Below are 23,931 nucleotides of genomic sequence, written 5' to 3'. Positions count from 1 at the left end.
GTGGGCGGCGGAGGGCCCACGCCGCGCAGCGGCTCAGCGGAACGTCGCGATCTCGTCCAGCGTCTTCTTCGTGATCTGCGGCACCCGCGCATTCGCCGCCGGATAGCCGACCACCAGCAATAGGAACGGCTTCTCCGACGCCGGCCGTTCGAGGATGCGGTTCAGGAAGTTCATCGGGCTCGGCGTGTGCGTGAGCGTCGCCAAGCCGGCGTGATGCAGCGCCGCAATCAGAAATCCTGTCGCAATGCCCACCGACTCCGGCACGTAGTAGTTCACGCGGCGCGAGCCGTCCTCCTGCGCCCGCCAGCGCTGGGCGAAGATGGCGATCAGCCACGGCGCCCGCTGCAGGAAGGGCTTGTGCTCGTCGGTCCCGAGATGGGCGAGGTCCTCCAGCCAGTCCGTGGTGGCACGACCGCTGTAAAAGGCGCGCTCCTCCTCCTCCGCGGCCTCGCGGATCTCGCGCTTGACCTCCGGATCGGAGACGGCGACGAAGTGCCAGGGCTGCAGATTGGCCCCGTTGGGCGCGCTGCCGGCGGCCATCAGGCAAGGCTCGAGGATACTGCGCGGCACGGGCTCGTCGGAGAAGTCCCGCACCGTGCGGCGGCGGCGCAGTTCGTCGGAGAACTCGCGCGCGCGCGCGAGCATGTCCACTTCGGGCAGTCGGCGGTACTGGTCGAGCGGGATGGTCTGCATGGGGCGCGGCAGGGGAATTCGAGGGAAAGCCTATGAGGGGAATCTGATACCGTGTAGCTTTCCTGCAACGTGCCACCCCGCACGTCACCTGATTTCCGAATTCCAGATGTCCTTTGCAGCACTCGGTATCGCGGCGCCTCTCGTGCGCGCGACCGACGATCTCCAGTGGGCCAAGCCCACCCCCATCCAGACTGACGCCATCCCCCCTGCCCGCGAGGGCCGGGACGTCCTCGCCTGTGCGATGACCGGCAGCGGCAAGACGGCGGCGTTCCTGCTCCCCACCCTGCACCGGCTGCTCGCCGCCCCGAAGCGCGCCACGCGCGCGCTGGTGCTCGTCCCCACCCGTGAGCTGGCCGCGCAGGTCCACGAGGAGTTCGTGGCCCTGGCCAAGCACACGCCGCTCAAGAGTGCGGCCGTGTTCGGCGGCGTTGGCATGAACCCGCAGGAGCAGGCCTTCCGCCAGCGCGTGGACCTCATCGTCGCCACGCCGGGCCGCCTGCTCGACCACCTCGCCCAGCCCGGCCGCTACGTCGACTTCTCGGCGCTCGAGATCCTTGTGCTCGACGAGGCCGACCGCATGCTCGACATGGGCTTCCTGCCGGCCATCAAGCAGGTGCTGCGGCAGCTGCCCGCCAAGCGGCAAACGCTCTTCTTCAGCGCCACGCTGCCGGCGCCGATCGTGGAGCTCTCACGGCAGATGCTGCAGGACCCCGCGCGCTTGAACGTGGAGCGCGTGGCCAAGCCGGCCGTGGGCATTGAGCAGGCGCTGTGGCCGGTCTCCGAGGCGCTCAAGGCCGATCTCTTCCTCGCGATGCTGCGCGAGGACATCGTCGGCAACGTCATCTGCTTCACGCGCACCAAGCACCGCGCGAACCGTCTGGCCGAGATCCTCGCCAAGGCCGGCGTGCCGAGCGCACGCATCCACGGCAACCGTAGCCAGTCCCAGCGCACCGAGGCCCTCGCCGGCTTCAAGTCCGGCAAGCTGCGCGTGCTGGTCGCCACGGACATCGTGGCCCGCGGCATCGACGTCGAGGCGCTGGAGCACGTGGTGAACTTCGACGTGCCGCACCTGCCCGAGGACTACATCCACCGCGTGGGCCGCACGGCGCGCGCCGAGGCGACGGGCGAGGCCTTCACGCTGGTGTCGCCGGAGGAAGAGCAGGATCTCCGGGCCATCGAGCGGGCCATCGGCAAGAAGCTGCCGCGGCGCACGTTGCCGGGCTTCGACTACGCGCACCGTCCGGTCGAACGCTTTGAGGTGCCGTTGGCCGAGCGCATCGCGGCCATCCGCGCGCGGAAGGCGGAGGAGCGGGCGCGCGCCAAGGCCAAGTTGGAGCGGAAGGCGGCGATGGCGCAGACCGAGGGCGCGAGACGCTCTGCCGGTGGCGACCGCGCCCGCCCCACCGACGGCGCCCAGCGGTCCGCCGGCGGCGAGCGCAGCGGAGCAGGCGCCAGTTCCGGCGGACGGCGACGCCGGCGGCGGCGCTAGCCGCCGCCGCTACGAGCCGCGGCGATTCCGCACGCCGCCGCTAGCCGTCTACTGCCGACAGGCCGCGTTGGGTGAGGGCTTCGGCCCGTCCAACCGCGGCCGCTGATCGCGGTTCCCCAGCTCGCGCGCCGCGTCGAGCACCAGGCCGGCCACGTGGTAGAGCTTGTCGTAGTCGATGTACTGCGGCTCGTCCGTGACCTGGTGGTAGTCGAGGTGCAGGCCGGTGAAGAAGAACGTCACCGGGATGCCCTGCCGCGCGTACAGCGCGTGGTCCGAGCGGCAGTAGATGCGCTGCGGGTGCCCGTCGGCGTCCCAGCTGTAGTCGAACTTGAACGAGAAGTCGCGCGCCGCGTTGACCGACTCGAGCACATCGCCGAGCTCCTTCGAGAGCCGGCGCGAGCCGACGAGCAGCAGGAACTGCGGTCCACCGTTCTCGATGTCGCCGACGCCGCCGCGGCCGATCATATCCATGTTGAGCTGGGCGACCACGCTGTCCAGTGGCACCGTGGGGTGCGAGGTGAAGTGCTCGGCGCCCCAGAGGCCCAGCTCCTCCGCAACGTGCCAGACAAACAGTGTCGAGCGCCGCGGCTTCACCGGCGCCGTGGCCATCGCCTCGGCGATCTCCAGCAGCGCGACCGTGCCCGTGCCGTCGTCGTCCGCGCCGTTCTTGATGGAGTCCTGTCGGGCGGGGTACGTGCCCCGTGGCAGCAGCGTCGGCGACGTGCCCGAGCGCTTGGCGTTCGCCGCGCGCAGCGAGTCGTGGTCGACGGGCCATGCCGTCAGCGGGTCGTGGTCGCTGTGGGCGCCGAGCGCGACGTACTGCCCGCGCAGGCGCGGGTCGCTGCCGGGCAGGATGGCGACCACGTTGCGGGCCGGCGCCGCGGCCTGTTCGTACGCGACGTCCATCGCGATGTGCTGGCCCTCCGCGGCCATCAGCGTCTTGGCCATCGCATCGGAGATGATGAGGGCCAGCGGCATCGCACGCGTCGGCTGGTCGTCCACGCGTGAGATGGCGCGTCGCATGGTTGCGGCCTGCAGCGTGCTTGGCATCGCGTCCCAGCCGCCCATCAGCACGGCGGCGGCGCCCGCGAAGCGTGAGCTGACGGGCGGATAGAAGCCGCGCGGGTACATCGTCACCACCCGCGGGCTGGCCTTCAGTAGCACGATCTTCCCGGCGGCCTCCTCGGCGCTGATCCAGGTCGTGGTATCGCCCATCACGCCACCCACGACGATGCTGCCGCCCGCACTGGCGGCCGGCGTGCGCCCCGGCAGCACGAGGCCACCGAAGTCGCTGCCGAGCGCGAAACGCTTGCCCGCCACGCGGATCGAGCCCCCGGCCACGAAGCCGCGCGAGACCACGGGCAGCGATTGGAAATAGCTCCCGTCATCGCCGCCCGGCAGCAGGCCGAGGCGCTTGGCCTCGGCTGCGATATACGCCGTGACCTTCACGTGGCCCTCTGAGCCAGTGGGGCGCCCACCCATCGAGTCGTCCGCGATCTGGTACAGGCGCGTCATCAGGTCTTCGCGCGTGATCGCGCCCACGGTGGGGCGCGGCTCGAGCTTGAGCGGCAGCGCTGCCGGCCGCTGGCCGGACGCGACAATGGGCATCAGGGCCGCGGCAAGGGCCGCCGCCCGGAAGGCTCGCAGGACCATCGGGCTGTCTCCGAACAGTGGAGGGATGGGGCCAGGGGGCGCCCCGCTCGGACCTTCGTAACCTAACGCAACGGGCGGGGCGCGCGTTTACTTAGTGTGCGCGGGGCGTCCGCCCTGTGTGCATACCACTTCGGAGGAAACGATGCGGGCGATTCGTTGGGTCGTGGCGCTGGCGCTGGTGACGGTGGCGTTGCCGGCGGCCGCGCAGCAGGGCGAGGGACGGGGCAATCAGCAGATGATGCAGCAGCGCCAGAACGAGATGCTGTTCAAGGATATCACGCTGAGCGAGGCGCAGAAGGCCAAGGTCGATTCGCTGCAGGCGGCGAACCGTGAGGCCACGATGGCGATGATGCAGGGCGGCGGCATGCAGGACCCGGCGAACCGCCAGAAGATGCAGGAGATGCGCCAGAAGCTGCACGCGGACATCCGCGCGGTGCTCACGACCGAGCAGCAGGCGCAGTTTGACAAGAACCTTGCGGCGATGCCGCAGCCCGGTCAGGGCCGTCGGGGCCCGCCGAACCGCGAGTAACGGGCCGCCGCGGCTACGGTCGCGGGTCGCTGGCCAGCATCGCGTAAAGATCGTTGGTCCGAGGGACGCCGTCGCGATGCACCACGTCGCGCAGGCGTCCCTCGCGCTGCATCCCAGCCTTCTGCATCACGCGGCCGGAGGCTGGGTTCTCGACGTAGTGCATCGCCTCGATGCGATGCAGGCCCAGCCCATCGAAGCCGTGGGCGAGCACGGCCTGCAGGGCTTCGGTAGCGATGCCTTGGCCCCAGGCGTCCTTGGCGATCCAGTAGCCAGCCTCGGCGCGTCGGTGGGCGGCCACGATGTTGAGGCCGATGGCGCCGACCAGCATGTCGGCATGCACGATGGCCCAGATGGCTTGCTTGCCGGCTGCGTACCACTCCGCGTGCCTCCCGATCCAAGTCGCGGCGCTGCCCGGCGGATACGGATGCGGGATGGTCAGCGTCTGCTCGGCGACCTCGCGCGCGGCGAGCCCGCGCTCGACGGCGGCGGCGTCGTCCGGCTGGAACGGGCGCAGCAGCAATCGCGCCGTGCGCAACGTCGCGGGCACCGAGGGCGGGGCAGCGGCGGCCGAGGGCGCTCGCGGTGCCTGCGTTGGAGCGACAGAGGCTTTGCGTGGCGACATAGGCTGATGCTACGCCTCGCCCGCGAGGAGCGGTAGCGGCTCGACTGGGATCGCGGGATGCGAGCCCACGCCTTCCCCGCCCTCCCCGCAACGGGCAGATTGCAGGAATGACGCAAGCCGTGGACGTCCTGGCGATTGCCGCGCACCGCGATGACGTGGAGTTGACCTGCGGGGGCACGCTGGCGCTGCACGCCGGTCGCGGTGTGCGCACGGGCATCATCGACCTCACGGCCGGCGAGATGGGTACGCGTGGCTCCGCCGCATTGCGCGGTGAGGAAGCGAGGCGGGCGGCAGAGGTGCTTGGCGTGGCGCATCGAGAGAACCTCGGGCTGCCCGACGCCGGGATCACCAACACGCCGGAGACGCGGCGGGCGCTGGCGCTGCGCATCCGCGCGCTTCGGCCTCGCGTGGTGATCGCGCCGGCGCCGCGCGGACGGCATCCTGACCATCGCGTGGCGGCGCAGTTGATCCGCGACGCCTGCTTCGTGTCCGGGCTCCGCAAGCTCGACGACGGCAGCGAGCCACATCGTCCGCTCAAGGTCCTGCACGCGATCGCCTACCGCGAGGACCACGTGAAGCCGAGCTTCGTGGTGGACATCAGCGCGACCTTCGAAACGAAGCTCGCCGCCATCAAGTGCTACGGCTCGCAATTCGACGGCACCACCTGGGCCGGCGAGGTTTATCCCAACGGCGAGCCGCTGTATGACATCGTGCGGCACCAGGCGGCGCACTACGGCTCGCTGATCCGCTGTCGCTACGGCGAACCCTTCTTCACCTACGAAACGCAGCGCGTGGACGACCTCCTCGCGCTCGAGGTCTCCACGTTTTGAGCAGCGCGCGCGAACTCTCCTATCCGACGTACCTTGAGCTCGAGACGCTGCTCGGCCTGCAGCGGCCGCAGAGCCAGCCCGAGCATCCGGACGAACTGCTGTTCATCGTGGTGCACCAGGCCAGCGAGCTCTGGTTCAAGGTACTACTGCACGAGTTCGACCAGTTGATCGCGCGCCTCGAGGCAGGGGACGCGCAGGGTGCGCTCACGAGCATGCAGCGTATCAACACGCTGGTGGAGCTGGTGGCGCACGAGCTCTCGGCACTCGACACGCTGCCGCCGCAGCGCTTCGCGCAGTTCCGGGGCTATCTCGGGAGCTCCAGCGGCTCGCAGAGCGCGCAGTTCCGCGCCATCGAGGCAACCTCCGGCCTGCGCGATCCGCACTTCATGGCGGCGCTGAAGGAGCACGGCGAGTTGCCGGCGGTGGTACAGCGGGCGCTGGCTCGGCCGACGCTGCAGGCACTGTTCCTCGCGTTGCTGGAACAACAGGGCGTAACGCTGGAGCGCATCTACAAGGAGCCGGGCCACGGCCTGTTGCAGATGCTGGCGGAATCGCTGCTGGCCTACGAGCAGGGCTTTGCGCGCTGGCGCTTCCTGCACGTGCAGTTGGTGGAACGCATCATCGGGCCGGACACCGGTGGTACTGGTGGAACGCTGGGCGCCAAGTACCTGGCCAAGACCGTGAGCCAGCGCTTCTTCCCGGAGCTGTGGGCCGTCCGGTCGCGGCTGTATGGACGCGGATAGCCTCCGCGACATCTCGGTGGCGTTCGACGCCGACACGCCGGCCTGGCCGGGCGACACGCCGTTCAGCTGCGGCTGGGCCTGGGCAATGGCGGACGGCGCCAGCGTGAACGTCTCGCGTTGGGAGACCAGCCCGCACGTGGGCACGCACGCCGACGCGCCATTGCACGTGATGGCGGACGGCAGCGGCGCCGACGCGCTGCCACTGGAGCCCTTCGTTGGGCGCGCGCGCGTGGTGGACGTCTCGGCCCTCGACAGCGGCATCACGCTCGATGCTCTGGAGCGCGCCGGCTGGCGCCGCGGCGAGGCGCGGCTACTGCTCCGGACGGGACGAAGCACGGCGGTGGGCGTGTTTCCTGACCGATGGCCGGCGTTGGAGGCCGGCGTTGCCGCGACTTTGGTGGCCGAGGGGCTGCGGCTGCTGGCCGTGGACTGCCCCAGCGTGGACGATCGTGAGAGCAAGACGCTCGCCGTGCACCACGCGATGTTTGGCGGCGGGGCCTTCGTGCTCGAGAATCTCGACCTCCGCGGCGTGGACGAAGGCGCCTGTGAGCTCTACGCGTTCCCGCTCAAGGTCGGCGCCTGCGACGCAGCGCCGGTGCGCGCCTTCATCCGCGCGGTGGGCTGACCCGCAACCAGTCGTAGGCCTCCTGCGGCTCGGCGAACACGGCGATGGTGCCGTGCCGGCCCTCGGAACTGAGTTCGAGCATCCGGATCATCCCCTGCACCATCTCGGAGGTCAGGATGAAGGCCCGCTGCGAGGAGGGGCCGTAGGGTGACATCGCGAAGAAGCCGCGCATCGAGCTGGTCGGCACCGTCATCGCCGTCACGCCACGCAAGTCGGAGCAGGAGTGGAAGTCTGGCTCGAAGCCTGGCGTGGAGATGATCTTCTCATAGTGGGCGCGCAGCTCATCGGCGGTGGCGGTCCCCTCGACCCGCATGAAGACGCAGCGCTGGTCGGTGTCCACGACGGTTGTGACGGGCATGGTATCGCTCCGAGGAAGAGGCTGCGCCGTGCGCGTTCGCTTTCCGTGCCAAACCAAGCGTCGTGCCAACGGCTGCGGTTCCCCCGCCGTAGGTATGGGAGCATCAGCTCACAGAGCCCCTCCGGCGGTCCCTCCCCAGCCACCTACCCCGCGCCACATGACGTCCAGCATCCTTCGCCCGCTTGCCATCGTCGCGCTTGCTGCCGCGCTGCCACTTACCGCCACGGCCCAGGCCTACGATCCCGCAGACCCTTGGGCCACACTGCGCGCCGAGAGCTTCGTGCGGCCGCCGGCGTCGGTGGAGCGTATGGTCACTACGCCGCGCACCGACATTTCGTTTGATGCGCTGAGTTCAACCGGCGCCTGGGCCCTGCGGTTGACCGGCCCGGGCCGCGGGAGCATCGCGCAGTATGGCCGTCCGCATCTCTACCTCGGCGGCCTGCAGGTGGACCCCAATGCCAACCGGGCGCGGAGCCTCACCAACGCACGGTTCACTGGCATCGAGCTGGCCGATCCGCGCACGGGGCAGACGCGACGCATCGAGACGCCGAGCGGCATGCGCGTCAGCGACGCGACCTGGTCGCCGGATGGCAATCGCATTGCCTACCTCGCACACACGAACGACGCGACGCATCTCTACATCGCCGACGTCGCCAGCGGCCGCTCGACGCGGCTGACCCGCACGGCGATGCTGGCCACACTGGTGACCGAGCCGCGCTTCACGCCCGACGGCCGCTCGCTGATCGTGGTGCTGGTCCCCGCCGGTCGCGGCGCGGCGCCCTCGCACGGACCGAACGGCATCGAGGACGGACCACAGGTGCGGCTGACGGAAGGCGTCGCCAAGCCGCAGCGCGTGCACGCCTCGCTGCTCGAGGACCTGCACGACAAGGCGCTCTACAAGTACCACACCACAGGCCAGCTGGCGCTGGTCGATGCCCGCAGCGGCGCCACCCGCAACATCGGCTCGCCAGCGATGATCCGCAGTGCCGACGCCTCACCCGATGGCCGCTACCTGCGCGTCACGACGGTGGTGGAGCCGTTCAGCTACATCGTTCCGCACACGCAGTTCGGCACTGTGACCCAGCTCTGGGACACGAACGGCCGCGTGGTCGCGACGCTCGACGAACGGGCCCTGCGTGAGGGCGAGGTCGAGGACGGCCCGCGAAATCCGGCGCCGGACATTTCGCGGCGGAGCTTTGCCTGGCACCCGGATGGCGGCCTGACCTACCTGCAGACGGTCGTCGGCGACAACAACCGGGCCAGCGCCGTGCGCTGGATGCACTGGCGCGCGCCATTCGCCGCAGGTGATACCACGCTGCTGTTCAGTGGAAGCGCGCGCTTCTCCAGCGTGGCCTGGGGCACGGACAAGGGCACGTTCTTCGTGAACGACAGCGGGCAGGTCTCAGCCGTGCGCGTGGCCGACGTCTCGAAGAAGTATCCGCTCGGCCGCGGCGTCACGCTGCCAGGTGGTGGCTTCGGCGGATTTGGCGGCGGCGGCTTCGGCGGCAATGCACAGGCCGACACGGTCGGCACGGGCGGCGCGCTGCAGATCGCCCGCGGCGTGGACGGCAGCGTGATGGTGCGGATGAGCCGCGATGCCGCTGCGGTGTTCGTGACCGGCACCCGCCGCTACGGCGATGAGTGGCATCGCCGCGCGCCGCGTCCGTTCCTCGATCGCGTGGAGATTGCCGACGCGAAGCGCTCGCGGCTTCTGGACTCGCCGGCCTCGACCTATGAAGACCTCGTGACGGCGCTCGACGCGGACTACCAGCAGCTGGTGGTGACCCGTCAGTCCGCCACGACGATCGAGGACGCCTGGTACCGCGACCTCGCGGCGGGCACGGAGCGTAAGCTCACGAACGCCGTGGACGTGGGCCCCGAGGTGACGGGTGCGATCCGCAAGCGCTTCCAGGTCACGCGTCCGCGCGACGGCATCAAGGTCTGGGTGGACGTGGTCCTTCCGCGCAGCTGGCGGCCCGGCGCGCCGGTGCCTGGCATCATCTGGTTCTATCCGCGTGAGTATGCCACCGAGCAGGCCTACGCGCGCTCCAAGTGGAGCGTGAACATCAACGAGTTCCCCGCCGTGCCACAGTTGCGACCGGCGAGCAGCACGGAGCTGTGGGTGGCCCACGGCTATGCGCTGATCACGCCCGACGTCCCGATCTTCGGCGACAGCGGCCGCATGAACGACAACTTCACGCGCGACCTGCCGGAGAACCTCGACGCCGTGCTCGACGCCGTGGTGGACTCGGGCTTCGTCACGCGCGACCAGATGGGCATCGGCGGACACAGCTACGGCGCCTTCGGCACAGCCAACGCGATGACGCTGGTACCGTACTTCAAGGCCGGCATCGCGGGGGACGGCATGTACAACCGTTCGCTGACGCCCTTCGGCTTCCAGAGCGAGCGCCGCAGCTTCTACGAGGCGCAGGATGTCTACTTCGACATGTCGCCGTTCCTGCGTGCGGAGCGGCTCGCCGGCGCGTTGCTGCTCTATCACGCCACGGAGGACCAGAACGTCGGCACGGCGCCACTGGCCTCGGTGCGGATGATGCAGGCGTTGCAGGGGTTGGGGAAGACGGCCGCACTGTACATGTACCACTACGAGGACCACAGCGTGGCGACCTTCGAGAGCGATCTCGATATGTGGGCGCGCTGGTATGCGTGGTTTGATGTGTATGTGCGGGGGATGGGGCCCAAGCGAGATGTGATGTCGCGGTAGGGGCGACGGAGGACGAAGGACGGAGGAGGCGAGGCCCTGCGGCCTCGCCTTCTTCGTTTCCGGTAGGTCGACCCCGCGTTGCTGCTTCCGCCGCGCTTCGTTTCAGGTGCGCCCGTGCGATATTTGGGTATGCGAAAGTCGCTGGTTCCGATGTTGCTGCTCGCCGCCTGCGGGGCTGGGGGCGAGGCCATACCGCCGGGTGAGCCGCTCACGCGGCTGGCCGCCGGCGACACGCTGCCGCTGATCACGCGCCCCGCCGGGTTTGGCGGCGTACTGCCCTGCGCCGACTGCACGGGGATTGAGACCACGCTGATCCTGGAGCCTGATGGCTCGTACCGGCTGCGCGAGACCTACGTCGGTGAGCGGGCACCCAACACCTTTGTCACGGTGGGGCGCTGGCAATACCTACTGGATTCGGTCCCGCAGCTCCGGCTGCACGCCGGGAGCGAATCCACGCGCCACTTCGCGGTGACCGGCGCGCTCACGATCGAGGCGCGCGACAGCAGCGGCGCGGTCATTACCACGGATGCGCCGCTGGCCCTGCGCCGCATCTCGCCGCCCGCGCAGTTGGGTCGGGTGGCGCGCCTGCGCGGCGAGTTCCGCTACTTCGCCGACGCCGCGACGTTCGTTGAGTGCCGCAGCGGCCGCCTGTTCCCGGTGGCTGGAGACAGCGCCTTCGTGCGGCTACAGCGCAGTTATCTCGACCAGCGGCTGTCGAACGAAGCCTCCGTGCTGGTGGAGATCCACGGGGCCCTCGAGGCACGCGCCGGGATGGAGGAAGGCAGTGCCGACGAGACGCTCGTCGTGGACTCCTTCACGGTCATCCCGCACACGAGCGCCTGCGAGGCCTCGCGCGTCCGCGCGCTGGTGGCCGTCGGCGACTGGCAGTTGGTCGCGCTCGACGGCGATGCGCTGCCGGCGCTGGACCGCTCGTTGCAGCCCACGCTGCGCTTCGTGCTCAGCGAGCCGACGATGTTCGGCAATGCCGGCTGCAACCGCTTCACCGGCCGCGCCGTGCTGCGCGGCCTCGCCCTGCAACCCGCCGCGCTGGCGATGACGCGCCGGCTCTGCGTCGACTCGCTGGCCAACGCCCGCGAAACACGCTACGCAGCGGTGCTGACGGAGGGTGGCTGGTTCCGGCTGGAGGACAGCACGCTCGTCCTCTCGCAGGGCGGCGTCGAGCGGGCGCGGTTCATACGACGCTGAGCCGCGGCGTCGACGGCAGGACTCGCCGTCGACGCGCCTGCTAGTCCAACGGGGCGCTTCGGCGCCGCTACTCCAGCGCCGCGTCCAGCGTCATCGGCACCTGCGCCAGCGCCCGCGACACGATGCAGTCGCGCTTGGCATTCTCGGCGTGCTCCAGGAACTGCTCCCGCGTCGCGCCCGGGATGCTCGCCCGCGTGCGCAGCGTGATGCCCACGATGGTCATCTTGCCGTCCACGCGATCCATCTGCACCGAGGCGGTGGTAGCGACCTGCTTGGGCGGCAGGCCGGCCATCGTCAGGGCGTTGTTGAGCGCCATCGTGAAGCAGGCGGCGTGCGCGCCGCCAAGCAGTTCCTCGGGATTGGTGCCCGGCGCGTTCTCGAAGCGCGTGCCGAACGAGAACGGGCCTTCGAAGGCGCCGCTCGAAAGGCGGATGTGACCCTTGCCCGTCTTGAGATCGCCCTCCCATCGGGCGTCGGCGTTGCGTGTGATCATCAGCTACTCCTCGTGTTGGGATTCCACCCAAAGCTGCGGGGCTGCACGCGCGCTTGCCACCCCGCGCACCGCGGGCGAACTTCGGGGCTTCGTCTGCCGGGAGCGCTGGATGCAGAGCAAGGCCAAGACCGTCGCGCAGTATCTCAAGGAGTTGCCAGCCGACCGGCGCGCCACCATCAGCGCGCTGCGGGACGTCGTCCTGCGCAACATGGACGGCAAGCTCGAGGAAGGCATGCAGTACGGGATGATCGGCTGGTACATCCCGCACCGCGTCTTTCCCGCGGGCTACCATTGCGATCCGAAGCAGCCCCTGCCCTTTGCTTGCCTGGCCTCGCAGAAGAACTACGTCTCGCTGTACCTGATGCAGGTCTACGCCGATGGCACGCCCGACGAGCAGTGGTTCCGCAAGGCCTGGGCGAAGTCCGGCAAGAAGCTCAACATGGGGAAGTGCTGCCTGCGCTTCCAGACGCTCGACGATCTCGCGCTGGATGTGATCGCCGAGGCGTTCCGGCGGGCCAAGGTGGACGACTACCTCGAGACCTACGCGAAGGTCGACCCGCGCAACAAGTCGAAGGCTGCGAAGACGCCAGCGGCGAAGAAGTCAGCCACCAAGCGTGGCAACACGCCCGCCGCGCGTCCGAGGCGTGCGGCAGCCAAGAAAACCGCCCGAGCCAAGTCCACCACTAGGAGCCGCTGATGACCCGCGCCACCTCGCTCTCCATCCTTGCCGTCGCCTCCCTCGCAGTGATGGCCCCGACTTCACCCGAGTCGGCGCAGCCCGACCCACGGATGAGCTTCTTCATCACCAGCGCCGGCCCCGGTGACGGTGCAAACCTCGGCGGACTCTCCGGCGCCGACGCGCACTGCGCCAAGCTCGCCGCCGACATCGGTGCCGCGCGTCGCACCTGGCGCGCGTACCTCAGCGCCAGTGCCAGCGGTGGGCAAGGCGCCGTGAACGCCCGCGACCGCATCGGCGCCGGACCTTGGTTCAATGCCAAGGGCGTGATGGTCGCCAAGGATGTCGCCGACCTGCACAGCGAGAACAACCAGCTGGGCAAGGAAGGCAGCCTGAACGAGAAGGGGATGATGGTGAACGGCCGTGGCGACACGCCGAACATGCACGACATCCTGACGGGCTCGCTGCCGGACGGCACGCTGTCCAGCGAGGGCGGTGACTCCACCTGCGGCAACTGGACCAGCAACGCCGCCGAGGGCAGCGCCTGGGTCGGCCACCACGACAAGAACGGGGGCGGCGCGCGGCCGAACTCGTGGAACTCCGCGCATCCTTCGCGTGGCTGCGGGCAGGCGAACCTGCAGGCGACGGGCGGGAACGGGTTGTTCTACTGCTTCGGGATGTAGGCTAGAGCTTGAGCGGGGCGGCTATCGCCGCCCCGCCGCCCACAACAGCCCACCCGTGAGCTGCGCCACGAACAGCGGCTCGCTGTACGAGGCCTCAGTGTGCCCCATCGCCGTGTACCAGGCGCGCCCGCCGTCGTACGTGTGCGCCCAAGCGATCGGATGCACGGCCCCCATCCCTCCCCCGCTGTAGCTGGCCTCGTCCACACGCAGCAGCACCGTCACCGACGGCCCCGGCGGCGCGGCGAAGTCGTACCACTCATCCGTGCGCACGAAGCTCTCCGGCGTGCCGAGTGCCGAGGGATGCAGCGAGTCCACGCGCAGCACCGTCGCCGCCTGCACCGCCGGATGCGAGGCGAAATACGCGCCGACCAGTCCGCCGTACCACGGCCAGCCATACTCGGTGTCGCTGGCCGAGTGCACGCCGACGAAACCGCCGCCGGCACGAACAAAGCGCTCGAAGGCCGCCTGCTGTGCCGCGTCAAGCACGTCGCCCGTGGTCATCAGGAATACCACGGCGTCGAAGCGCTGCAGCGTGGCGTCGCTGAACCAGGTCGGATCCTCCGTCGCCTCGACCACCACGTCGTGGGCGCGACCCACGGCTTCAAGGGTCTCCAGGGCCGCCGGAATCGACGCGTGCCGGAAGCCGACGGTGCGGGAGAAGACCAGGACGCGCGTGGCGTCGTCGACGACCGCCGTGTTCCGCGCCGCGTCGCAGCCCAGCGCCTGAACCGCGACAATCGCGACAATCGCGACCGCGCACCGATATCCCTGCCTCGCCATTCCTGCAGTGTAGTGCGCGACACGGCGCGTGACTACAACAACGCAGAAGCCACTAGGGCGGCCCCGAGGTCCCCGGACCCCAGAGCTGCTCGCAGGGCACCTGCGTGGGCACGCGCTGCATGACCACCTCGCGCGGCGTCCCGATATCTGACTGCCCGTCCCAAAGCATGTAGGTGGAACCCACGAGTCGCCGCTCGCAGGACGCGACACTGAGGTACACGCGATACCCACGCGGCACGGTGGCCTGCAGTGGCAGGGTCTGGCGCGTGCTGCTCCCAACGACGTGTGAAAACGGCACCCGCAGTTCGACGAGCAAGGTCGCCGACGCATCGGCCAGGGACGGGTCGTAGCCGAACACCGCCACGCGATGCTCGCCGCGCGGAATACTCTCGATCTCCGGGGGCACGACGATCGTCAGCCACTGGCTGAAGCCGTCGTTGCAACCGCTCGCGCAGAGCACGAGAAGCAGGAGAAGGCGCCGCATCGTCACGGAAGTACCCGCGCCGTCAAGCCCGCGTCACGGCCATCGCCCCTTGAGTGCCCGTGCCCCGCGCAGCACCTTCCGACACCGAGACCCGGAGGCGCTGATGTCCGCGACAAAGACCGCGCTGGACCGCGAGGCCAAGGCCCGCGCCAAGGAGATGGCGGACGTCCAAGCCTCCGTCATCTATGAAGTGATCCGCCGCGAGGGCGAGCGCGAGCTCCGCCGCCCCTCCAGCGCCCTCTTCTGGTCCGGCGTCAGCGCCGGCCTGGCCATCAGCACCTCGGTCATCGCCAAGGGTTTCCTCGTCAGCGTGCTGCCGCACACCGTCTGGACGCCGATGGTCTCCAACCTCGGCTACACCATCGGCTTCCTGATCGTCATCCTCGGCCGGATGCAGCTGTTCACCGAGAACACCATCACGCCGGTGCTCACGCTGCTGCATCGCCCGTCGGCCGACAACTTCCTCGCCACGGCGCGCCTCTGGTCCATCGTCCTCACCGCCAACCTGCTCGGTTGCCTCATCTCGGCGGCGCTGCTGGTGTACGTGCGCATCGTGCCGGACGCGCAGATGCAGGCGATCCAGGAGATCTCGCGGCACTACGCGGCCATCAGTCCCCTTCAGCACCTGGCCTGGGGCATGCCGGCAGGCTTCCTGATTGCGGCACTCGTGTGGGTACTGCCGCGGCTGGACGACGCGGGCGAGGTCCTGATGATTATCATCCTGACCTACGTGATCGGACTGGGCGGGCTGAGCCACGTGGTGGCGGGCTCCACGGAACTCTTCGTCGAGATGCTCGAGGGTGAGCTGCCCCTGGTCGATGCACTGCTGCGTGGCATCCTTCCTGCACTTGCCGGGAATGTGCTGGGCGGGACGGGCATCTTCGCCGCCCTCACGTATGCGCAGGTGCGGGAGGAAGTCCGGCCGCCTAGCCCCTCGGCCTAGGCCGGCACGCGCCGGTAACACCGCAGTCACGGGTCGCCGCGGCAGATGCGGCGGCCAGAAATGCACGTAGCTTTCCCGTCGGTCCACACACCTTTAGCCCTCGCCGCCCCCCATATGCGTCTCCGCGCCCCCGCCATCGCCGCCTTCGTCGCGGCGCTTTTTGTTGCGTCCTGCTCCCCCGACAGCCCGACCGGCCCGCAGCAACTTCGAATCGTCCCGTCACGCCAGGCGTCGGCCATCGGCCCGGTCGTCCGGATCAGCGAATTCCATTACGACAACGCCAGCACGGACGTCGGCGAGGCGATCGAGATTTCCGGTCCCGTAGGCACGGACCTGACGGGCTGGCAGGTGGTGCTGTACAACGGCTCCGGCGGGGCGCCGTACAACACCGTGACGCTGTCGACGAGCATCGGCGCCACCTGCGGCCCTGACGCCACGCGTGGCGTGGTCGTGATCAACTATCCGACGAACGGCATCCAGAACGGCGCGCCGGACGGCATCGCCCTCGTGGACAACTTGGGTGGGGTCGTGGAACTGTTGTCCTACGAAGGCAGCTTTACCGCCGTCGGCGGGCCGGCGAACGGCCTGACGCTGCCGGACATTGGCGTGTCGCAGAACGGCAGCGGCGCCATCGGCAACTCGCTGCAGCGCTCGGAGACCCGTGCCTGGCAGTCCGAGGCCGCGAACACCTTCGGCACCTGCAACGACGGCATCGTGGACGACGAGGAGCCGGCCGAGCCGGTCGCTGTTGCGGTGAGCCCGGCCGAGGCGACGATGGTCATCGGCGCGACCGCCGCGTTTACGGCGGAAGCGACCGACGCCGAGGGCGAGGTGGTGCCGAGCATCGTGGCCTGGACCTCTCGCGACGCCGCCGTGGCGTCGGTCGAGAACGGCATCGTGACGGGCGTCAGCGAGGGCACAACCTACGTGGTGGCGACCGTCGGGGCCCTGGCGGACTCCGCGCTGGTGACCGTGACGGCCGCGCCGCCGGTTGAGCTGCCGCCGGTGCGCCTCAGCGAGATCCACTACGACAACTTTGGTACCGACGTCGGCGAGGCCATCGAAGTCGAAGGCCCGGCCGGCACGGACCTCACCGGCTGGCGCATCGTGCTGTACAACGGCAACGGCGGCGCGAGCTACGACACCAAGATCCTGAACGGCACCATCGCCAACCAGTGCGATGGACGCGGCACGCTGTACGTGGAGTATCCGTCCAACGGCATTCAGAACGGATCACCAGACGGCTTCGCCTTGGTGAACGCCGAGGGCGTGCTCGTTGAGTTCCTCACCTACGAAGGCACCTTCACCGCCGCCGACGGCGCCGCCGCCGGCGTGCTCGGCACGGATATCGGTGCGGTGCAGCTTGGGCTTTCGTCGGAGACGGGCACCTCGCTGCAGCGCACCGTCGCCAACACCTGGGAGACGCAGCCGCGGAACTTCGGTACCTGCTACGGGCAGGTCCCGCCCCCGCCGGCGAACACCATCACGTTCAGCGGGCGCGATGGCACTGACCCGGCGCTGCCGATCGGCTTCGAGGACCAGCTCTTCGCGACCCTGCGTGACGGCGCCACCTCGGCGGTGATCACCACGACCTGGACATGGAGCTCGGAGACGCCGGCACTGGCCAGCGTGGATGCGAACGGTGTGGTGCAGGCGTTGGGCGCCGGCACTGCGGTTGTGCGCGCCACGGCAGAGGACGGCAGCACCGCGACCTACAACGTGCCGACGCGCGTGGCGATGGCCGGCGGCAGCGCCGTGTACCAGAACCACGTGGAGTTCGGCGCGCCGGTGGACGGCGACGCCAGCAACGACATCATCGTGGCGCGCACGGAGTTCACGTCCTCGTGGAACCCGGCGCGCGGCACGCCCAACTGGGTGGCCTACAACCTCGACGCCACGCACTTCGGGCCCGAGGATCGCTGCGACTGCTTCACCTTCGACCCCGAGCTCGCCGCATATCCGCGCTACACCACGGCGGACTACACGGGCGCCGGCGCAGCCGCTGGCTATGGCATCGACCGCGGCCACCTCGCGCGTTCCTTTGACCGCACCGCGGGCAGCCTCGACAACGCCCGCTCGTTCTACTTCTCGAACATCATCCCGCAGGCGGCCGACAATAATCAGGGTCCCTGGGCCGCGATGGAAAACGCCCTCGGCGACCTCGCCCGCTTCAGCAACCGTGAGCTGTTCATCGTGGCCGGTGTCGCCGGCTCCAAGGGCACGGTGAAGAACGAGGGCAAGATCACGATCCCGGCGCAGGTGTGGAAGGTGGCGCTGGTGCTACCGCGTGATGCGACGCTCTCAAGCGTCACCTCGCTCGAGGGCGTCGAAGTCATTGCCGTGATCATGCCGAACGACCCAGGCATCCGCACGGTGGACTGGAATACCTACCGCACGACGGTGGACGCGGTGGAGGCGCTGAGCGGCTACGACCTGCTCTCGCTGCTGCGCGACGACCTGGAGATTGCGCTGGAGAGCGGCACGAGCTTCCCGGTGGGAGCGGTGGATGGACCGTACACCGCCTACGCCGGTGACGCAGTGGCGATGCATGCGAGCGCCACGGATGCCGATGGTGATGCACTGAGCTTCAACTGGAGCTTTGGCGACGGCACGTTCGCGTCCGGCGCCGCCGTCTCGCATACCTACGCCGCAGCAGGCAGCTACAGCGTGCGGATGATCGTCACGGATATCCTTGGGCTCGCAGACACGGTGGAGACCACGGCCACGATCTCGCAGCTGCCCGCACCCTTGGCGGTGGAGCGGGCACTCGCGATGGTGAACGAGCTCGCCGCGAGCGGCGCGCTCTCGAGTGGCGAAGCCAACTCGCTGCGGGCCAAGCTGCGGGCGGCCGCCTCGTCGCTCGAGCGTGGCAACACCAACTCGGCAAGCGGGCAGATTGGTGCGGCGCTGAACGAATTGCGTGCGCTGGCCAATAGCGGTCGCCTGACCGCCGCCCAGGTGGCGCCACTTGTGGACGTCCTCCTGCGTGGGCTCGACGGGTTGTAACAAAAACCGGTTCCTGACGTGAGACGGGGCGGCGTGCCAGTTGGCACGCCGCCCCGTCTCGTCAGCGGGCACGTCTCACTGCGCCCGCAGGGCCTCCGACGGCTCAATCCGACTTGCCCGCAGTGCCGGCACCAGGCAGGCCGCCACGCCAATCGCCGCCAGCAACAACATCACGACCGCCAGCGTGCCGGGGTCGCTCGGCTCCACGCCGAAGAGCAGCGACTGCATCGAGCGCGCCAGGGCCAGCGAACCTGCCACGCCGAGCAGCAGCCCGAGGGCGACCAATCGGCCGCCCTCGCCGAGGATCATGCGCAGCACGCGTGTGGGCGCGGCGCCAAGGCTCATGCGGATGCCGATCTCGCCGGTGCGTGCGCTGACGGAGAACGCCAGCACCGCGCCAATGCCGATGGCGGCAATCACAAGCGCGAGCAGCGAGAAGGAGCCGACCAGCAGCGCGTTCAAGCGGCGCGGGCCGACGCTCTCGTCGCGGATCTCGTCCACCGTCATCACGTTCTCCACCGGCTGCGTGGGATCGATGCTGCGGATGATCGCCCGCGCCGCTGTGGCGATGCCGCTGGGTTCGACGCCCGCACGCACCACGAGTCCGCCGCCGGGGAAGAAGCCTTGGGCGAAGGGCTGGAACACAGCGGGAATCGGCGTCGCGTCGAGCCCGCCGTCCTTTGTGTTGCCGACCACGCCGACCACCATCAGCCAGTTGTCCTCGGGGATGCCGATGAAGCGCAGCACGTCGCCGGTCCACGCGATGCGGCGTCCCACCGGATCCAAGTCCGGGAAGAGTCGCTCGGCCAACGTCTGATTGATGATGGCCACCCGCGTGGCCTGTCCGTCGTCGGAGGCGGTGAAGTCACGGCCGGAGAGCAACGGGATGCCCGCGGCGCGGAAGTAGCCTGGATCTGCCGTGCGGTACTCGCCGGTCGGCGGCGCCGCGCCGGCCTCCGTGGGCCGACCCTCCGCCTTGAGTTCGAGCACGAAGCCCGCGGCGCGCAACGGCATCGTACTGCCGATGCCAACCAGCTCGACCCCGGGCAGGCGACCCAGCTCGGTGCCCATCTGCTCATAGCGCGCCACCGCCGAGGCCGGCGACGTGGCTTGTGTGAAGTCGTAGGGCACTTCCATCGTCAGCACGTTCGGCGCGGTGAGACCCGGGTCCACGGCCGCGAGCTTCTGCATCGAGCGCGTGAGCAAGCCCGCGCCCGTGAGCAGCACCAACGACACCGCCACCTGCATCACGACCAGTGCCTGCTGCAGGCGCTTCTGTCCCTTGCCGCCGCCACCCGAGCGCGCGCCGCCGGCGCGCAAGCCTTCACCCAGCGAGTCCTCCTTGCCGATGCTGGGCACGAACGACAGCACCGCCGTCACCACCAGGGCCAGCAGCAGCGTGAAGAGGAGCACGAAGCCGTCCACGGCGATCTCGTCGGAGCGCGGGCTGAAGCGCGCCGTGAACGACGCGAGCATACCCACGCCAGCGTATGCGACGGCGAGTCCGAGCGCCGCGCCGGCGAGTGCGAGCACACCATTCTCGACCAGCAGCATCTTGCGTAGCCGTGCCGCGCCGGCACCAAGCGCCGCCCGCACCGTCATCTCGTGCTCGCGCCGCACGCCACGCATCAGCGTGAGGTTGGCCACGTTCGCGCAGGCGATCACCAGCACAAACGCCGTCACGCCCATCAGCATCCACAGGGTCTTGCGCGCGTCCTGGCCGAGCACCTCCTGCAGCGGCGTCATCGTGACCTTGTAGCCGGCGCCGGCCTGGTACATCTCGGGGTAGGTCTGGTGCACGCGACCCGTGATGGCCTGCACCTCCTGCTGCGCCTGCTCCAGCGTCGCGCCCGGGGCGAGGCGCGCGATCATCTCCGTCATGCGGTGCGTGCGGCCGTCTTCCATCAGCGCGCTCACGTGGTGCTCGCTGATGCTCATGTTCATCAGGGCGTCGATGCGTCCCGGGAAGAACGGCGCCGGTTGCAGGATGCCGATCACCTCGACCTGCCGGCCGGCCACGCGAATCGTCTGTCCCACGATGCCGGAGTCCCCGGCAAAGTGCGACTGCCAGTAGCCGTGGGCGAGCATCAGCACCGGCGCGGCGCCGGCGCCGTCGTCGGCGTCGTTGAACGGTCGGCCGCGAATGGGGCTCAGCCCCATCACCGTTAGATAGTTGCCGGTGACGAGGCCGACGTCGATCTGCGTCGCCTGCTCGTCGAGGATCATGTTCAGCGTCAGCGGCGAATACTCGGCGATCTCGCCAAGCGTGCTCGACTGCTCGCGGAAGTCGTTGATCTCCGGGACCGAGAAGGCAACGTTCGACGCCCCGATGCCGTCGGCCGAATGCCGCAGGTACATCAGGCGGTCGCCTTCCTGGTGCGGCAGCGGCTTGAGCAGCACGCCGCGCACGACGGAGAAGATGGCCGTGTTGGCGCCGATGCCGAGGCCCAGCGTGAGGACGACGGCGATGGCGAAGCCGCGCGCGTTCCAGAGGCTGCGCAGCACGTAGCGGAGGGTCAGGCCCATGGCGGAATCCGGAGGGTGGAGGCGACCGAACATACCCCGTGGGACGGGTGGCTGCCACCGCTCGGGCCCGCCTGCGCTACACCGGGAGCCGACGCCCAGCGACGCCTATCGCGTCCCAGCACTCCGCTGCGCCCGCCGCTCCACGATTCTCCAGTCCGAGATCAGCACCGCCTCAGCTGCGCCGCCGAGCGCGCGCTCGATCATGACAAATCGCGAGTCGTCGCGCGAAAGGTCGTACATCCGGTGGAAGCCGTCGGCCGAGAAGGCCGGATTGGTGAACAGGACGCTACGACGCGTGAACGCCATCTCGGCCCCCGGCGCGCGTTCGGCCGCGATCATATCCCCGCGCCGCGTGCGGTAGAACAGCTCTCGGCCGCTGTGCGACCACAGCGGCTCCTCACCGCCGTCGATCGACACCTGCAGACGGCCGGACGAGGGGTCGGTCAGGCTGCGCACGTACACCTCCGGGCGCCCGGACTCGACGGAGACATACGCGACCCAGCGCTCGTCGGCCGTCACGGTGGCGCCGTACTCGTCGTAACTCGGGCTCGCCGCGATTGCGATCGCCGTCGTGTCCCCGCTGCGGCGGCGGGCAAAGATGTCGCGCGAGCCGAACGTGCCCGTGCCGATCCGATACACCAGCCAGGAGTTCGTGACGATGATCTCGTCGATGCCCCGCGGATCATCGACCAGTGGTTCCGCCGGTGCGCTGCCGTCGGCCCGCTGCCGGAAGACGGCATTCCGCGGCAGGCCCTGGCGGATGAACGCGAGTTCACGGCCGTTCGGGAACCAAACCTCGCGGTAGTTCCCGACGTCCCGCGTCATTCGGGTCAACGGTCCGCGCGGTAGTTGCTTGATCCAGAGATTCGCACCGTCCACGCCGTTCACGGCGACGGACAGGCGGCCGTTGTCGGGAGCCAGGGCGATCGAGCCGAACTGGCCGCGCCACGCGGAGTCCACGGGTGCGGCCGCACCCTTGCGGTCCACCCACACGGCCTGGTCACCCTCGGCGCCGCCACCCGGTGAGAACAGCAGCCGACCAGTCTCCGAGACCGCGAACTGCGCGGCGCCGCTTGGCGAATCGAACTCCACGTTCTGGGCGATGACCATCGGCTCCCCGATGAGCTTGCCTGCCGACGCATCCACGGCGACGACCCGCAGCAAGCCGTCGATCGTCGCGTAGATGACGTGCCCACTGGGGAGATAGCGTCCGTAGGCCTGCCGAGCGATGGTGGTCCGCTGGCCGGACGCAATGTCGACGATCGCGACGTCGGAGTTCGCGATGGAGGATCGCCAGACCTGAACGAGCAGCTGCTTGCTACCGGGCAGCACCTGCGGCCAGTCGTGCTCGAACTCTCCGCCGGCGCTATCGAGCTGCGTCAGGCGCTCGATGCCGCCGCCCGAGGCGCGCACACGACCCACCACGCCATGGCGGTGCACCAGGTAGATGAAGCCGTCATCGCCCCAGTCGGCGCCCCACGCAAGGACCGAGTCGCTCACGACGATGCGCGGCAGCCCACCGGCCAACGAGACGACCGCCAGCGCGGAGCCGGACTCCGTGATGAATCCCACCGATGCGCCATCCGGTGAGAAAAACGGTGCCGTCCCATTGTGCGTGCCGGGCAGCGGACGCCCCGACAGCTCGTCCATCTCGCGAACCCACAGTTGCGTGCCGCCGCTGTCGGGACCGATGTAGACGATGCGCTGGCCGTCGCGTGAGAACTCCATCCGCCGCGTCGAGACCGCGACGATGCGCTCCTTCTCCGGGAAAGCCATGCCAAGGCGAAGCAGCGCCTGCTCGGGCCGACGGATCAAGTTCCAGGCGGCGAACGCGCCCAGCACAACCGCCGCGGCCACCGACACGAGGGCCACGGCGCGCCACCGGGTATCCACCGCGCGCTTCGGCAGCCCCGTCTGCACCGTCGTGCGCACCGTGCCCCGGCCCTGCAACGCCGCCGCAAACTCCGCCGCCGTCGAGAACCGGTCCGCCGGCAACTTCTCCAAGGCCTGCGCCACCGCCTCCGCCACGTGCGGTGGCACCGACTTCCGCAGCTCCGTCACCGGCTTCACCGGCTCGGCGATGATCTTCATGATGATCTGCTGCGCCGTCTTGCCCATATGCGGGGGCTCGCCGCTGAGCATTTCGTAGAGCACGCTGGCCAGCGAGTAGATGTCGCTGCGGCCGGTGATCTCCTTCTCCGCCGTGGCCTGCTCCGGGCTCATATAGTGCGGCGTGCCCAGCGAGAGCCCGGTCTCCGTCATCCGCCCGCCCGCCGCCGCGCTCAGCGCCAAGGCAATGCCGAAGTCCGCCACCATCGGCCGGCCATCGTGCAGCAGGATGTTCTCCGGCTTGATGTCGCGGTGGATGACCGCGTGGCGGTGCGCATAGTCCAGCGCGTCGGCAATGTCACAGGCGATGCGCAGCGCCTCGTCCACGCCGAACTGCGACTCCCGATTGAGCTTGTCCCGCAGTGTTTCGCCGTCGATGAACGGCATCACGTAGAACAGGAAGCCGTCGGCCTCGCCGGAATCGAACAGCGGCAGGATGTGCGGATGCTGCAGTGCGGCCGTGGTCTTGATCTCGACCACAAAGCGCTCGGCGCCGAGCACGGCCGCGAGTTCGGGCTTGAGCACCTTGAGCGCAACTTTGCGATCGTGGCGGAGGTCTTCGGCGAGGAAGACGGTGGCCATACCGCCCGCGCCGAGCTCGCGGAGGATGCGATAGCGGCCTTCGAGGCTCGCGTTCAGGCGGTCAGTGAGGGATTGCACGCGCCAAAGGTGCCCTGCGATGGGAGCGGCCGCCAGCCGAATCCGCTGGTACATTCCACGAGCCACGCGGGCCCAGCCCGCGCCCCCACCACCTGAGTGAG

20 protein-coding genes are annotated in these 23,931 nt (G+C 69.3%); 11 read left to right on the top strand and 9 right to left on the bottom strand.

Features of this window, described 5'->3' with window-relative positions:
• Positions 1-33: 33 nt before the first annotated feature.
• On the bottom strand, positions 34-693 hold the full coding sequence (locus tag KF709_12125; GenBank protein ID MBX3175155.1) for a nitroreductase family protein: 660 nt from the start codon (positions 691-693) through the stop codon (positions 34-36).
• A gap of 106 nt (positions 694-799) precedes the next feature.
• Here KF709_12125 and KF709_12120 point away from each other — a divergent pair, with 106 nt between their 5' ends.
• A complete protein-coding gene (locus KF709_12120; GenBank protein ID MBX3175154.1) occupies positions 800-2,182 on the top strand; it encodes a DEAD/DEAH box helicase in 1,383 nt (460 codons plus the stop codon).
• A 48-nt stretch (positions 2,183-2,230) separates the two neighbouring features.
• On the opposite strand, the gene KF709_12115 is transcribed toward KF709_12120, so the two are convergent.
• Positions 2,231-3,835 (bottom strand): M28 family peptidase, encoded by a 1,605-nt coding sequence (locus KF709_12115; protein ID MBX3175153.1) that lies wholly within the window; start codon positions 3,833-3,835, stop codon positions 2,231-2,233.
• Between the two features lie 142 nt (positions 3,836-3,977).
• On the opposite strand from KF709_12115, the gene KF709_12110 reads away from it, so the two are divergent.
• Positions 3,978-4,364: a hypothetical protein gene (locus KF709_12110; GenBank protein ID MBX3175152.1), complete on the top strand. Its 387-nt coding sequence runs from the start codon at positions 3,978-3,980 to the stop codon at positions 4,362-4,364.
• Between the two features lie 13 nt (positions 4,365-4,377).
• Here KF709_12110 and KF709_12105 read toward each other — a convergent pair whose 3' ends face one another.
• Positions 4,378-4,986 carry a GNAT family N-acetyltransferase gene (locus KF709_12105; GenBank protein MBX3175151.1) on the bottom strand — a complete coding sequence of 203 codons (609 nt, stop codon included), beginning with the start codon at positions 4,984-4,986 and terminating at the stop codon, positions 4,378-4,380.
• A 107-nt stretch (positions 4,987-5,093) separates the two neighbouring features.
• Here KF709_12105 and bshB1 point away from each other — a divergent pair, with 107 nt between their 5' ends.
• From bshB1 to KF709_12090, 3 genes are read left to right on the top strand one after another with little or no spacing between them, the layout of a single operon-like run.
• Entirely contained in the window at positions 5,094-5,816 is a 723-nt protein-coding gene (gene bshB1 / locus KF709_12100; protein MBX3175150.1) for a bacillithiol biosynthesis deacetylase BshB1, read from the top strand.
• Positions 5,813-6,559: a hypothetical protein gene (locus KF709_12095; protein MBX3175149.1), complete on the top strand. Its 747-nt coding sequence runs from the start codon at positions 5,813-5,815 to the stop codon at positions 6,557-6,559. Before bshB1 ends, KF709_12095 begins: the two co-directional genes overlap by 4 nt.
• A complete protein-coding gene (locus KF709_12090) occupies positions 6,546-7,184 on the top strand; it encodes a cyclase family protein (protein ID MBX3175148.1) in 639 nt (212 codons plus the stop codon). The genes KF709_12095 and KF709_12090 overlap by 14 nt, the downstream gene beginning before the upstream one ends.
• Here KF709_12090 and KF709_12085 read toward each other — a convergent pair.
• On the bottom strand, positions 7,165-7,542 hold the full coding sequence (locus KF709_12085) for a hypothetical protein (protein ID MBX3175147.1): 378 nt from the start codon (positions 7,540-7,542) through the stop codon (positions 7,165-7,167). The two genes, KF709_12090 and KF709_12085, sit on opposite strands and share 20 nt — an antisense overlap.
• 157 nt (positions 7,543-7,699) lie before the next feature.
• Here KF709_12085 and KF709_12080 point away from each other — a divergent pair, with 157 nt between their 5' ends.
• Positions 7,700-10,264: a prolyl oligopeptidase family serine peptidase gene (locus tag KF709_12080; GenBank protein ID MBX3175146.1), complete on the top strand. Its 2,565-nt coding sequence runs from the start codon at positions 7,700-7,702 to the stop codon at positions 10,262-10,264.
• A 129-nt stretch (positions 10,265-10,393) separates the two neighbouring features.
• Positions 10,394-11,470 carry a copper resistance protein NlpE N-terminal domain-containing protein gene (locus KF709_12075; GenBank protein ID MBX3175145.1) on the top strand — a complete coding sequence of 359 codons (1,077 nt, stop codon included), beginning with the start codon at positions 10,394-10,396 and terminating at the stop codon, positions 11,468-11,470.
• 67 nt (positions 11,471-11,537) lie between these two features.
• Here KF709_12075 and KF709_12070 read toward each other — a convergent pair whose 3' ends face one another.
• Positions 11,538-11,963: an OsmC family protein gene (locus tag KF709_12070; GenBank protein ID MBX3175144.1), complete on the bottom strand. Its 426-nt coding sequence runs from the start codon at positions 11,961-11,963 to the stop codon at positions 11,538-11,540.
• Between the two features lie 109 nt (positions 11,964-12,072).
• On the opposite strand from KF709_12070, the gene KF709_12065 reads away from it, so the two are divergent.
• Together KF709_12065 and KF709_12060 are read left to right on the top strand one after the other, a co-directional pair.
• Positions 12,073-12,660, top strand: coding sequence for a DUF1801 domain-containing protein (locus tag KF709_12065; GenBank protein MBX3175143.1), 588 nt, complete (start codon positions 12,073-12,075; stop codon positions 12,658-12,660).
• A 50-nt stretch (positions 12,661-12,710) separates the two neighbouring features.
• On the top strand, positions 12,711-13,322 hold the full coding sequence (locus KF709_12060; GenBank protein MBX3175142.1) for a hypothetical protein: 612 nt from the start codon (positions 12,711-12,713) through the stop codon (positions 13,320-13,322).
• Positions 13,323-13,343: 21 nt separating this feature from the next.
• Here KF709_12060 and KF709_12055 read toward each other — a convergent pair whose 3' ends face one another.
• On the bottom strand, positions 13,344-14,102 hold the full coding sequence (locus tag KF709_12055) for a ThuA domain-containing protein (GenBank protein ID MBX3175141.1): 759 nt from the start codon (positions 14,100-14,102) through the stop codon (positions 13,344-13,346).
• A gap of 52 nt (positions 14,103-14,154) precedes the next feature.
• A complete protein-coding gene (locus tag KF709_12050; protein MBX3175140.1) occupies positions 14,155-14,586 on the bottom strand; it encodes a hypothetical protein in 432 nt (143 codons plus the stop codon).
• Positions 14,587-14,689: 103 nt separating this feature from the next.
• Here KF709_12050 and KF709_12045 point away from each other — a divergent pair, with 103 nt between their 5' ends.
• The gene (locus tag KF709_12045) at positions 14,690-15,529 is read left to right on the top strand and encodes a formate/nitrite transporter family protein (GenBank protein ID MBX3175139.1); all 840 of its coding nucleotides are present in this window, start codon (positions 14,690-14,692) and stop codon (positions 15,527-15,529) included.
• Between the two features lie 114 nt (positions 15,530-15,643).
• Positions 15,644-18,535: a DNA/RNA non-specific endonuclease gene (locus KF709_12040; GenBank protein MBX3175138.1), complete on the top strand. Its 2,892-nt coding sequence runs from the start codon at positions 15,644-15,646 to the stop codon at positions 18,533-18,535.
• 75 nt (positions 18,536-18,610) lie between these two features.
• Here KF709_12040 and KF709_12035 read toward each other — a convergent pair whose 3' ends face one another.
• A complete protein-coding gene (locus KF709_12035; GenBank protein MBX3175137.1) occupies positions 18,611-21,061 on the bottom strand; it encodes an ABC transporter permease in 2,451 nt (816 codons plus the stop codon).
• A gap of 105 nt (positions 21,062-21,166) precedes the next feature.
• Positions 21,167-23,830, bottom strand: a complete 2,664-nt coding sequence (locus tag KF709_12030) for a protein kinase (protein ID MBX3175136.1) — start codon at positions 23,828-23,830, stop codon at positions 21,167-21,169.
• Positions 23,831-23,931: the final 101 nt, after the last annotated feature.

Source organism: Gemmatimonadaceae bacterium, assembly GCA_019637445.1.
GTDB lineage: Bacteria > Gemmatimonadota > Gemmatimonadetes > Gemmatimonadales > Gemmatimonadaceae > Pseudogemmatithrix.
Note: the sequence above shows the minus strand (reverse complement) of the source record. Positions and strands in the feature narration are given on the sequence as shown.